The 12,062-nt window shown below is 66.7% G+C and carries 11 protein-coding genes, 1 pseudogene and 1 riboswitch; of the genes and pseudogenes, 2 read left to right on the top strand and 10 right to left on the bottom strand.

Annotated features, from left to right (window positions below; translation table 11 throughout):
* Window positions 1-68: 68 nt before the first annotated feature.
* The 4 genes and pseudogenes from pnuC to ABE463_RS00875 all read right to left on the bottom strand — a co-directional run.
* Window positions 69-620, bottom strand: a pseudogene (pnuC, locus tag ABE463_RS00890) (nicotinamide riboside transporter PnuC); the annotation flags it as partial.
* Window positions 617-2,782 carry a TonB-dependent siderophore receptor gene (locus ABE463_RS00885; protein WP_346466898.1) on the bottom strand — a complete coding sequence of 722 codons (2,166 nt, stop codon included), beginning with the start codon at window positions 2,780-2,782 and terminating at the stop codon, window positions 617-619. The pseudogene pnuC and the gene ABE463_RS00885, both read right to left, overlap by 4 nt.
* Before the next feature lie 67 nt (window positions 2,783-2,849).
* Window positions 2,850-2,945: riboswitch (TPP riboswitch) on the bottom strand.
* A gap of 39 nt (window positions 2,946-2,984) precedes the next feature.
* Window positions 2,985-4,121 (bottom strand): phosphotransferase, encoded by a 1,137-nt coding sequence (locus ABE463_RS00880; RefSeq protein ID WP_346466897.1) that lies wholly within the window; start codon window positions 4,119-4,121, stop codon window positions 2,985-2,987.
* Between the two features lie 100 nt (window positions 4,122-4,221).
* Window positions 4,222-6,420: a hypothetical protein gene (locus tag ABE463_RS00875; RefSeq protein ID WP_346466896.1), complete on the bottom strand. Its 2,199-nt coding sequence runs from the start codon at window positions 6,418-6,420 to the stop codon at window positions 4,222-4,224.
* A gap of 275 nt (window positions 6,421-6,695) precedes the next feature.
* Here ABE463_RS00875 and ABE463_RS00870 point away from each other — a divergent pair, with 275 nt between their 5' ends.
* Both ABE463_RS00870 and ABE463_RS00865 read left to right on the top strand, forming a co-directional pair.
* Window positions 6,696-7,154 carry a DUF2975 domain-containing protein gene (locus ABE463_RS00870; RefSeq protein ID WP_259260067.1) on the top strand — a complete coding sequence of 153 codons (459 nt, stop codon included), beginning with the start codon at window positions 6,696-6,698 and terminating at the stop codon, window positions 7,152-7,154.
* Window positions 7,154-7,384 carry a helix-turn-helix transcriptional regulator gene (locus ABE463_RS00865; protein ID WP_346466895.1) on the top strand — a complete coding sequence of 77 codons (231 nt, stop codon included), beginning with the start codon at window positions 7,154-7,156 and terminating at the stop codon, window positions 7,382-7,384. Before ABE463_RS00870 ends, ABE463_RS00865 begins: the two co-directional genes overlap by 1 nt.
* 52 nt (window positions 7,385-7,436) lie before the next feature.
* On the opposite strand, the gene map is transcribed toward ABE463_RS00865, so the two are convergent.
* The 6 genes from map to ABE463_RS00835 form a co-directional block, all read right to left on the bottom strand.
* On the bottom strand, window positions 7,437-8,204 hold the full coding sequence (gene map / locus ABE463_RS00860) for a type I methionyl aminopeptidase (protein WP_346466894.1): 768 nt from the start codon (window positions 8,202-8,204) through the stop codon (window positions 7,437-7,439).
* Window positions 8,201-8,413 carry a ParD-like family protein gene (locus tag ABE463_RS00855; RefSeq protein WP_088433419.1) on the bottom strand — a complete coding sequence of 71 codons (213 nt, stop codon included), beginning with the start codon at window positions 8,411-8,413 and terminating at the stop codon, window positions 8,201-8,203. The genes map and ABE463_RS00855 overlap by 4 nt, the downstream gene beginning before the upstream one ends.
* A gap of 74 nt (window positions 8,414-8,487) precedes the next feature.
* Window positions 8,488-8,919: a RidA family protein gene (locus tag ABE463_RS00850; protein WP_346466893.1), complete on the bottom strand. Its 432-nt coding sequence runs from the start codon at window positions 8,917-8,919 to the stop codon at window positions 8,488-8,490.
* Window positions 8,920-9,064: 145 nt separating this feature from the next.
* The gene (gene dsbG / locus ABE463_RS00845; RefSeq protein WP_346466892.1) at window positions 9,065-9,874 is read right to left on the bottom strand and encodes a thiol:disulfide interchange protein DsbG; all 810 of its coding nucleotides are present in this window, start codon (window positions 9,872-9,874) and stop codon (window positions 9,065-9,067) included.
* A 39-nt stretch (window positions 9,875-9,913) separates the two neighbouring features.
* Window positions 9,914-10,714 carry a redoxin domain-containing protein gene (locus tag ABE463_RS00840; protein ID WP_346466891.1) on the bottom strand — a complete coding sequence of 267 codons (801 nt, stop codon included), beginning with the start codon at window positions 10,712-10,714 and terminating at the stop codon, window positions 9,914-9,916.
* A gap of 114 nt (window positions 10,715-10,828) precedes the next feature.
* Window positions 10,829-11,893: a helix-turn-helix domain-containing protein gene (locus ABE463_RS00835; RefSeq protein WP_346466890.1), complete on the bottom strand. Its 1,065-nt coding sequence runs from the start codon at window positions 11,891-11,893 to the stop codon at window positions 10,829-10,831.
* Window positions 11,894-12,062: the final 169 nt, after the last annotated feature.

The raw sequence follows: 12,062 nt of genomic DNA, 5'->3' as shown, positions 1-12,062 counted from the left end.
AAGTAACGAAGGGCGGCGCTGACTAAACCGCGCCGCCCTTCTACGTTGTGAAGCAGCGCGTCGTTGCGCGCCACCGTCCATGCCCGCAACCCCATCACGGCCAGGCCGACGAACACCAGATACAGCACGGCGGTCACGTGCAGTGACTTGACCATGTACATGCCGACGTAGACAACGTCGACCAGGATCCACAGCCACCATGCGGCCGTGTGACGCCGCGCCTGCCACCACTGGGCCACCAGACTCAGCGCAGCCAGCATTGCATCCAGCCACGGCAACGCTGCATTGGTGAGGAAGTGCATCGCCGCGCCGAGCGCGATGCCGAAGGCGACGCCGATGCCGAGGTCACGCCACATGGCCGCCCGCGCCAGCGGCATGATCGCGACCCGGCCATCGTCCTCCACCTGGCCACGCCAGCGCACCCAGCCGTAGACCAGGAAGCCACCGAAGACGACCTGCAGCAGCGTGTCCGAGTACAGCCGTGCCTCGGCGAACACCAGCGCGTACAGCGTGACCGAGATCAGCCCGACCGGCCAGGCAATGGTGACCCGGCGCGTCATCAGCCACACGCCAAGCATGCTGACGATGGCCGCCGACCATTCCAGGATCGCCGGGTTCATAGCGCGAACGTGACCGACAACCGCGCCTGACGCGGTGCGCCCGGGAACAGGTAGTAGTCGCCCGAGCTGCTGCCGGTGTCACGCCAGTAGAAGCGGTTGAACAGGTTGTCCACCGAGAGATTCCAAGTCACCGGATGCTCACCCAGCTGATGTTTGAAGCGCAGGCCGGCGTCGAACACGCTGTACGCCGGTGCGCTCACGCGGCCATCGGCGGTGGCCACGTTGGAGGCCGCGTAACGCCAGCCGCCGGTCAGCCCCAGGCCGGTCACGAACGGCAGCTGGTATTCGGCATGCACGCTCGCGCGCGTCTTGGGCACGTTGATCAGCTGATGGCCTTCGTAATCCGGCGTGCCGGCATCGCGGGCGCGGGCGCGCAGCACACTGGCGCTGGCGGTCAGCGACAGGCGCTCGGTGAGCTGGCCCTGCGCGGTGAGCTCCAGCCCGGTATGGGTCTGCTGCCCTTCCTGGACGAAGGTGTAGCCCACATCGCTGCCATCCGGCTTGGCGTACTGGAACGGCTGCGAAGTGCGGAACAGAGCGGCACCCAACGTCAGCGCATCGCTGGGCACATACTTGACGCCTACTTCGGTCTGGCGCGACAGCACCGCGGGCAGGAACGTGCCTTCGTTGGAGGTCCAGAACGGGGCTTCCTGACCGAGCGAGATGCCCCGCACGTAGCTGACGTAGGCATTGAGCTCATCGGTGGCCTTCCAGACCAGCGCGGTCTGCGGCAGGAAGCGCGACAGGCGGCTGTGGCGCTCGGGGTTGCCGCGCTTGTCATAGGCGCGCTCGTCCAGGCGGACAAAGCGGCCACCGGCCAGCCACTGCCAGTCGCCGAAGCTCATGCGGTCCAGTGCGAACACCGCGGTCTGCGCGCTGTCCAGACGCCGCGCGGAGGCGCCCGGCATCAGCGGTGACGGTTCGAACTGCGGCACCTGTGCATCGTGGATGTTGGCGGTGCCCACGTACTCGTTGACGTTGCGGCGCTTGTCCACGGTGCGCTCGAAACGGTCCGCACCCACGCTCAGCTCGTGCCGGACATCGCCGGTGGCGAACCTGCCGCGCAGTTCGCCACGGAATTCGAGGTTGCGGCGGGTGTCATCCGGGCTGCGGTAATCGTAGATGTCGTAGTCGCCGTTGGGCGCGAAGTAGTTGCCCGGCACGCTGCCATCGGCACAGCCGGCGGCGTAGTAGCAGCCGTAGGCGAAGGCGACGTTGTCGTCGATCACCGAGCGGCTGTAGCTGGCCGATACTCGCGATTGCCACGTCGGGCTGAAGTCGTAGGTGTGCAATGCAGTGAGGTTGGTGCTGTCGATGCCGACCGGCCGCTGCCAGGCCTGGTAGCCCAGCATGTGCTTGCGGTCCACGCCGCGCGGCAGCTCGGTGGCGCCCAGCAGCTGATAGCCCGAGGCCGAGCGCTGCGCGCTGGTTTGGTAGTTGGCATCCACCTCCAGCTTGCCGCGCTCGCCGATCAGCCAGTCGGTGGCCAGCGAATAGAAGTTGCGGCGCCCGTCGGCGTGATCGATGTAGGAATCGCTGTCTTCCCAGGCGGCATTGAAACGCACGCCAAAACGCGGCGACAGCCAGTGGCCGAGATCCACCGCGGTGTAGCGTGAGCCTTCCGAATCCGTGCCGAGGGTGACATTGCGCACCTCGGCCGGGCGCTTGCCCACGTAGTTGATGATCCCACCCGGTGCCATCACGCCCGCGGCGAGCCCCGCCTCACCCTTGAGGATCTCCACCGACTGGATGTTCTCCAGCGCCAGGCGCTGCTCGCCCGTGATGGACAGCCCATTGAAACGGTAGCCGGTACCGGTATCCAGCGGGAAGCCGCGGATCGCGATGTTCTGGTAGTAACCGACCGGCGCGTAGCTGTCGCCCAGCGAGGCATCGTTACTGGCCAGTTCGGACAACGTACGCACCTGGCGGCTGTCCAGCAGATCGCGATCCAGGACGTTCACCGAGGCCGGGGTGCTCTTCCAGTCACCCGCGCCGAAACTGCTGGTCTGCGTGGTGGTAGCTGCCGGCTGATGCGCCTGCACGCGCACGGCGGCGAGCTCGGTCGGCGAGCGCTCGGGCGCGTCCGCGAGATCGTTGGCATGAAGAGGCAGCGCGGCGCAGAGGGCGGCGGACAACAGCGTGGGGCGGAAGCAAAGGTTCATTCGATTCGTCATCAGCTGGGGGAGACGAAGCGAAGGCACGCACGCGCACCGACCCATCACGGCGGTATGCCTGCTGCTCAAAGCTCCCTACGCCGGTGCAAACCGGATCAGGTTCCAAGGGACTCTCTCAGCCTGGTTTCGCCAGGCACCCCCGCTTCTGTGACTATTTCACTACAAACCGTACGGATTTGCGAGCCTGCCCTCAGGCGGCGGCGTGCAGCGCCTTCAGCAGGCCCTGCCCTGCCGGGGTGCTGAACCAGTCAGCATGCCCGAGCAGGAAGGTGTGGTAGGCCACGTCGGCATTGGCCGGCGAGTGGGTCACGGCCTCGAAATACTCCACTTCCGACAGTGCGAAGTCGAGCTGGACGACAGGCAGCAGATCGGCCAGCAGGTGCACGCGCTCGGCAGACAGCGGCACGATCTCGCGGTAGCCGGCCAGCAGGGCCAGCGCGATATCCACGCGCACGGCCGCCTCGCCGCGCTCCAGCGCCAGCCAGGCCACCGCGTTGCGTTCAATGGCGGTGGCCAGGTCGAACAAGGCACTGGTCGGTGAGGCAAGGCCAACATCGAGCACGGTCTCGACGACGTACGTATCGCCGTCCTGACGCCAGAGCAGATTGGACACATGCCAGTCGTTGTGCGCCCACAGGCGAGGCTCGGCCTGCAGGCGCTGAGCCAGCCCGGCGTGCCAGGGCAGCACCGCCCGCTGCAGATCGGCCTGCCAGTCCTGTCGCGCAAGGTAGGCCGCCAATCCAGGGCGATCACCCAGCCCGGCGTGAATAGCGGCAACCGGATCGACAGCGCGGAGCAGATCATCGCGCGCGACCAGCAGGTGGGTGCTGCGCTGGGGTGCGTGATAGCTGGCTGACGCGCGGTGCAGTCGCGCCAGCATCCGGCCCGCCTCGCGCGCCTGCGCGGTATCGGTCAGCAACGTCCAGGACGGCGCGTCGCGATAAATGTCCTGGCCGCGGCCCACGGTATGCAGCTCGTAGGTCCAGCCCTCGTGTTCGACCGCCGTTGCACCGTCGCGGTCCTGCAGCACCTCGACCACCGGCACGCCCTGGGCAGCCAGGTGCTGGAGCAGACGGTGCTCTTCGGTCAGGCCGGCTGCGCTGCGGACGCTGCCATGGTGGCGCTTGACGAACACCCTGCCCCGTTCGCTCTGGACAATCGCGGCGGCAGACATCGGCCGCGGGCTGTGCCACAGCACCTGGCTCGCTTCGCCCAGCTGCGGAAACCGCTCACGCAGCCAAGTGATCTCGCGGTCGGTGATGGCGGGCCAATCGGCGGCCACCTCATCGTTGTTGAGGCCTTGGACGCGGTGGGTGCTGTTGCTCATGGGATAACGGGTCGATGACGGCGAAAAGGCACGCTGTCACCAGACAGTGGGCGCGGCGAGGATACCAAGCCGGGCCCACCGAGGGGAGCCGTCTACTCCCTCAGGGCGTGCTGTTGCCCTGCTTCGCGGCGGCCGGCTTGGCCGGCAGCAGTCGCGGTTGCTCGGCATACCAGTCGCGGGCGCCGGCAAGGTGCCATTTGCGCTGCTCGCCTTGCAGCTCGATGCCGGCCCCCAGCACGCCCCAGCGTATATACAGATCACCGCGACGCTGCGCATGACGAAGATCCAGCCGCGCCTGCAAGGACAGACGTTCGTTCTCGGCCTTCAGGTCCTCTACGATCAGTTGGCCGCTGCGCCAACGCAACTGCCCACTGGCCTGCACTTCCCCGGAATCCAGCATCCCGAGCACCCAGCGCGGGTATTCGCTGCGCTGAGCGAACACGCCGAGCAACGGCCCGGCATCGCGCAGGCGCAGATCCGCCAGGCCATCGACCTGGAACGGCGCGGCCGCATCAATATGCCCGCTGCGGATCGCTACGTTGCCCCACCAGCGTCCGTCACTTTTTTCGTCGCCCACGTAGATGTTGCGCAGGTCCACCGTGGTGCCGCTCAGATCGAACTGGCGGCTGTCGAAATCCGCACGTTGCAGCCGGGCCTGCAGCTGCGCATCGCCGCGCATGGCAATGCCGGCGACGCTCAGCCGTGCCCCGGTGCCGCGCAGATCGGCACTGCCCTTGCCCACACGGCCGGAGGCATCCAGCGACACATCGCCGCTGAGCAGACCGGTACCGCCGAGCAGACGCACGTTGTCGTTGCCAAGATAGCGGTTGTACGCGGTCAGGTCCGGGACCCGTGCATCGGTGAAACGCAGCTGCGCCCGCATGCCATCACTCAATTCCTTGAGGCGCGCATCACCGCGCAGGGTCAGCGCCAGCTGCCGGCCATCGAACAACACGTCCTTCGGCGCATGGGTGGGCGCAGCCTGGAAGCGCGGGATCTGCACCTTCAGCTCTGCCTGTGGCGGCTCCCCCTCGACAATCCGCCCCTGTGCATGGGCGTCGCCGCGCATCCGTACCCCTGCAACCTCGGCCACAGCGGCCACCTGCGGGATATCCACCGTGCTGCCCGGCGCCAGTTGCCCGTCGGCGAGGATGACATCGGCCTTGAGCAGACCGCCGCCATCGAGATGGAACCAGGGCTTTTTCACGAACAGGTCGCTGATCCAGTTCAGTGACTGGAACTGCCAGGCGCCCTGCACCCTGCCGGACAGACGCGGCAGCAGTTCGGCAGGCACCTGGAACGGGATCTTCCGGCCGGTCACGCGGACATCGGCATTGAGTTCACTGCCCGTTTCCGGGTCACGCGGCAACCGCGCCTGGACCCGCATGTCCTGCGCCACATCCAATTGCAGCGACATCAGCCCGCGGTCATCGGCGTTGACGCCCGCGTGCAGGGGAAGCCGCCAGACCAGCCGGCTGCCCGGCCGCAGCGCGCCCTCTTCCAGGGTTACATCCGCCGTGAGGCGTGCATTGGAGACGGCACTACCCACCTTGACGTGTGGGCCACCGGTATCGATGCGCAGGCCCTGGCTGCGGGCATCGATCTGCAGCTGTGCCCAGGTGATGCCGAGTTTCTGCAGCCCCGGCGCGTCGTCACGATAGTGCCGCGGGAAATGGAAGCGCGCGGCGATATGGGCATCGTCCAGCGCGTTGACGCCGTCGAAACTGACCTGGGCATCATCGAAGCCGGCGGTGGAATCAAACAGCTCCGACGGCCCGCCCTTGAGCTGCTTGAGGAAACCGACGTTGCCGTGCCCCTGGCCCACGATCAGCAGCTTGCCGAAGCGCCCGCTGCGGATGGTGTCGCTGTGGATCGCATCGAAGCGCAGGGTCCAGCCGCGGTCACCCCGCGGCGGCGGCGGAATGGCCTTCTCCACACGCTCGACCTCGGCCTCCACTCCCGTGGCATCGATGCGCGGAATGCGCACTTCCTTGCGCAACAGCGCCGGCAGGTCGATCCATGCACTCGCCCGGTCAGCGCGGAACACATACTGCGTCCGATTGGCCTGCCCGCGCATCCGGATGTTCCACACCACCGCCTGCCCCGGCATCAGGGTCAGCGCCGGCCCGGTCTGCATCGTGAATTTCTCAGGTTTGCGGTTGGTGACCGCATCGAACAGCGGCGTATTGAGGAATACGTTGCCCGCCAGCAAATACAGCGCATACAGCACCAGCAGCGAGAGCAGCGCGACGCGCCACGGTCGGGGCCAGCGCTGGACGCGCTCGGGAATCAGGGGCATGTGGGTCGGCGGCCGAGCAGAATAGGTGCGTTCACTATCGACAAGCCGGCAGCGGTGCAACGTGAAGGCGGACGTGCGAGATTGCCTGACGTCCCTGTGCACGCGCTGCAGTGCATCCTGTGCTGGACAGTCATAATCTTATTGCTTATCAATAAACATGGCGGGCATCGTGGTCCGCCCATCAAGGAGGCACAGTGGCAAGCACCAACGGCCGACCGTTCGGGTCGGACGGCATCATCAACGTAACCCATGCGGCCATCCGCGGCGTGACCGCCATCTGCTGGCTGGGCATCCTCGCCGCAGCGTGTGCCCTGCCTGTCGTGTATTTCGACCGCAGCTGGCTGCACACCTCGATAGAAACGAGTGTGGCGCATGGCAGCAACCTGTTTCTTCATTTCAGCCTGGGCCTGGTGGCCATCGCCCTGTTGCTGGCGATCGGGCTGGTGTTCCTGCGCCACCTGGAGCGCTTCGTCCGTGCGGTCAGCAGCGGCCACTTCTTCGCCCATGGTCATGCGCTGCGTCTGCGCCGCATGGCATGGTTGATGCTGGTCATGGAGCTGCTCTCCATCCTGATCGGCGCCTACGCCACCTGGATGGGGCCGGATTTTGCGTGGATGGAGATCGGCGGTGGCCTGTCGATCACCGGGCTGATCGCGGTGCTGATGCTGTTCGTCATGGCGCGGGTCTTCGCGGTGGGCGCGGCGATGCGCGAAGACCTCGACGGGGTGGTCTGATGGCGATCGTCATCACCCTGGACCGGATGCTGATCAAGCGGGGCATGACCTTGTCCGAACTCGCTCTGCGGATCGACATCACCTTGGCCAACCTGTCCATCCTGAAGACCGGCAAGGCGAAAGCGATCCGCTTTTCCACCCTTGAGGCCATCTGCCGGGAACTGCAATGCCAGCCCGGTGACCTGCTCGGCCATGACCCAAAGGCAGGCGACCTGCCGCCGCTCGACTGAGTGTGGTCACACATAGCGAATGGGGCAGCCGAGCCAAGCCCGGCGGCCGGGTTCAGTCGGGCAGCCGCTCGCCCCCGCGCAAGGTCAAGACCTCAACCCCGTCGGCAGTGACCAGCACGGTGTGCTCGGCCTGTGCCGAGAGCTTCCCGTCACGGGTGGTCACCGTCCAGCCGTCGTCGCTCATGTCGATCGCCGCGCGGCCCTGGTTGATCATCGGCTCGATGGTGAAGGTCATGCCTTCCTCCAGCTCCAGCCCGTCGCCGCGGCGCCCGTAATGCAGCACCTGCGGCTCTTCGTGCATCTCCTGGCCGATGCCATGACCGCAGAATTCGCGCACCACGCTGTAGCCATGCGCTTTGGCATGCTGCTGGATCGCAAAACCGATGTCGCCCAGCGTCGCGCCCGGGCGCACCACGCCAATCCCCTTCCACATCGCTTCGCGGGTCACACGCACCAGCCGCTTGGCCGCGTAGTCCACCTCGCCGATCAGATAGGTCTTGCTGGAATCGGCGATGTAACCGTCCTTCTCCAGGGTGATGTCCAGGTTGACGATGCTGCCGCTGCGCAGGATCACATCCGGTGAGGGCACGCCGTGGCAGACCACGTTGTCGATCGAACTATTGAGCACGTAGGCAAAGCCGTACTGGCCTTTGCTGGCCGGGCGGGCGTGCAGCTGATCGACGATGAAGCGCTCGACCCAGTCGTTCACCTGCAGCGTGCTCATGCCCTCCAGCGAACGCTCGTCCAGCGCGTCGAACACCTGTGCCAGCAGGCGTCCGGATGCGCGCATCAGCGCCTGTTCTTCAGCGGTCTTGATCATGCTTCGGCCACCCGCAACGCGCCCGGTTCGACCCCGGCGGCACGCAGTTCACGGCTGACGATCTCCTGGTAGCTCATCCCCGGATTCATCTCGCACAGCATGCCGATCTTGATCCAGAACCCCGCCTGGGCATTGATCGAGCGGCCCGAGACGCCGCTGGCGCGGCGCAGGTTGTCGTGCAGTTCGTCGTCGATGTTGACGATGCCCATGGGCGAGCCCTCTGAAGTGATATACACATCATATATGTTTCATATATCACATGAAAAGGCCCGCCCCGGATCGCTCAGCCGGTGTACGCCGTCGCCTCGATCTCGAACAGCATGCCCTCCAATGCCAGCCGCGGCACCGGAATCAGCGTGCAGGTCGGCGCACGGCCCAGCGGCCAGCGGCGGCCGATCTGATCCGACAGAATGCCGAGCCGGTCCTGATCGTGATCCACCACCAGCACGGTCAGCTTCGCCACGTCGGCCAGGGTGGCACCGGCCGACGCCAGTGCGAGGCTGAGGTTGTCCAGCGCCTGGGCGACCTGCGCCTCGAAGCGCGGCGACAACGCGCCATCTGCGGTCTCCCCGCCCTGCCCGGCGATGTGGATCACGCGGGCCGGCAGCCGCACCACGGCAACGTGCGAATAGCCGTTCGCGGTCGGGTCGTACAGCCCGGACGGATTGATGAAACCAAACAGGCCGGCAGGCGCAACAGGGGCATCGCTCAACATGGGGGGAGACTTCGTCGGGGAGTGAGTGCGAAGTCTCCGGCCTCAACTGCGGTTGAGGTCAACGCAGGGCGATGCCACAGTGCGTTGCAGGAACGACGCGCGCCGGGCAGGACCCGGCGCGAGATACACCGTTCGGAGGGGCAGCTCAGCGCGGGCCGAGTACCACCGTCATGTCATCGCCCTGCGGCATGCCCGAGCGGCGCTGCACCATTCCCTGCGCATCCTTGAACAGGATGCCCGGGGTGCCCTGGAAGCCCAATTCGATCATCAGCACCTGATTGGCATCAAGCTTGTTGGCCACCTCGGCGGTCAACGACGCCGCCGGCTTGATGCCCCCACGGTCAAACAGCCGCTCGTTCTCCAGCAGCGCTGCGCTGGGGTTGGGCGCGGTGAGAATGGCCGCGGCCTTGGCCGGGCTGTCTTCGCGGATGACGCCGACCATGACGTGGCGCAACTGCACCTTGCCGGCATCCACCCACGGGCGCGCCGCTTCCCAGAAGCGATGACAATAGGGGCAATTGGCATCGCTGAAGGTGTAGACCACGCGCGGGGCGTCGGCGCGGCCATCGCGCACCCAGGCACTCTCGTCGAGCTTCTTCCAGGCGCGCTCGGACATCGGCTTGGCCACCAGCTTTTCCAGCGGTGCCTCGCCCACGTCCTGGCCATTGGCATCGAACAGGCTGCCGACCACGACGTGCTTGCCGTCTGCGGTTACATATGCGGCCGCCGGCTGCTGCCCGCCGACCACGCCGGCGAACCCGCGCAGACCACCCGGCGCATCGAACTCGCCGATCACTTCAAAGCCATGCTTTTCGATGCCCTTCAGGACCGCTGGGCGATCACCGCCGGCTGGCACCGTTGCCGCATCGGCTGCCTTCGGCGTCTGCGCCTGGCTGCAACCGGCCAGTGCGATGAGCAACGCGGTGACCAGCGTGCGCGGGGAATTCAACGTCATGGAAACTCCAGGAATCATGGAACAAACGACCCGCGACCGTTACAGGTCGTCGAGCTTGGATTGCAGGCCTGCAGCGGTCAGCTCGCCCAGGTGCAGGTGCCGCAGGCGGCCCTGCCCATCGAAGAACAGGGTAGTCGGATAGGCGTGGACCTGCAGCTGCTCGGCGGTGAGCGCGTCTTCATCAAGCAGTACGTTGTGCAGCGACAGCTGCTCGGCCGCCATGAACGCGTCGACCTCGTCGCGCGTTTCCCCTTGGTTGACGAACAGGAATCCGATATCCGGGTGGCGCTGCTGCGCGCGGGCGAGCACCGGCATTTCGCGGCGGCACGGGCCGCACCAGCTGGCCCAGAGATTGATCACCACCGGCTTGCCCTGGGTATCGTTCAGCGCGGTCGGGCGTCCCTCCAGCGAGCTCAGCGTGATCGGCGGCAACGTCACCCGTGATTGCTGAAGCCACCCGGCACCGGTCGACAGCACCGCCCAGCTCAGCAGACCCGCCAGCGCAGCGGCACCCACGCGACGGCGCAGTGCGGGCCAGCGACGCAGACGCCATGCGCCCCACCCCAACCCCACCAGCAGCGCCGGCCACAACAGGAATCCACCATCGCCGATCCGCAGCATCGCCCAGGGATCGGCGGCATAGTCGCCAGCATGCCGGATCACAAAGCCGGCACGTCCCGCCAGCAGGCCCAGCAGCAGCATGTCCACCACTACCGACCGAGGACGCGGCGCGCCTTCGGTTGTCGTCCCCCGCATTACGCTGGCCACCAGCATTGCGATGCCGGTGGCCACCAACACCCACACCACCGCAAGCGGTACCGGGCCTGCACTACTGATCATTCGTCGCCTCCACCGTCGCCCAGGTTGTTTCCGGGCGACAGCTGCATTGCATCGGGCCCGTGGGCATGGTCACCGCAAGGCCTTGGAGGATCAAGCACGACGACCGTGCACGATTCAGGCAGCCGAGCGGATCGGCTCGACCAGCCGTCCGGATGCCCCGCTGGCGGCGCGCTCGCGGTGCTGCGCCGCCACCTGCCGGCGATAACGCGCGGGTGTCAGCCCGACGATGCGCAGGAACAGACGACGGAACGCGCTCTGATCGGAGTAACCTACCGCCCACGCCACCTGGTCGACCACGCCCCCGCTCTGCAGCAGCAGCTGCGCCTTGGCGATGCGCAGCCGCTGGCAGTACTCGATCGGGCGCATGCCGGTGGCCTTCAGGAAACGCCGCTGCAACGTGCGCGGCTCGAGCCCGGCCTGCGCGCAGATGTCATCCAGGCCCACGCCGCGGGCCGCGATGCCGTGCAACCAGCGCTGCGCCTTGAGAACGCAGCGGTCGCCATGCGCGAAGTTGGGGCTGAAGCGCTCCAGATCGTCCAGCTCGCTGCGCGGAATCATCAGCTGCAGCTGCTGGATCACCGTGTTCATCACACTCTGTCCGTAGACCCGCGCCAGCAGCCGCAGGCTGAGGTACTTCCACGCCTCCTGCCCTGCGGCGGTCAACAGGTCGCCGTCGTCGACCAGGGTGCGCTCGCTGGGCAGCCAGCTGGGCACCATCGTCCGCAATGCCGGGCAACGCGACGGATCGGGCACGCTCACTGAGCGGCCGGCCAACACGCCGGCAGCGGCGAGCAGAAGGCCGCCTTCGTCGCACCCGGCCATCAGGCTGCACCCCTCATGGCACTCGCGCAGCCAAGCCAACAGGCGCTCGTCCGGCACGGACATCGCCCAGCTGGACTCACTGCCAGGAATCACCACGATGGCCGGCAGCGCATCGCCGAACAGCTCTGCACCGGCGACGCGCTGCATGCCACGCGAGGACATCGTCCAGCGGGTCACCAGCATCCGCGCGCCGCTGCGCCGCCCGGCAGCGACCGTGCGATTGCAGCGCTGGGCCAGCTCGGACAACACCGGCGCGGCAGCCCGCAGGCTGCCGGGAAATTCAACCACCGCCACTTCCATCAGGGTCGGGGTGTCCAGCCGACGATCGGGCTGGAGCGTGTTACGGGGTGCATCCATGGCCAAACTCCTGAAACGTTGCGGCCGGGCATGGGGCCCGGCACACCTGGGCGGTACGTGAGATGGCCTGAGGCTACGACCCTCCCGGACGGACAGCCATGCAACTAGTTGCAAATTTCACGCGGAGTGAATTTCCAGTGGGGTTTCAGTAAGGCTTGACTCTGGACCA

The organism is Stenotrophomonas sp. TWI819, assembly GCF_039673075.1.
In the GTDB taxonomy this organism is placed as follows: domain Bacteria; phylum Pseudomonadota; class Gammaproteobacteria; order Xanthomonadales; family Xanthomonadaceae; genus Stenotrophomonas; species Stenotrophomonas rhizophila_B.
Note: the sequence above shows the minus strand (reverse complement) of the source record. Positions and strands in the feature narration are given on the sequence as shown.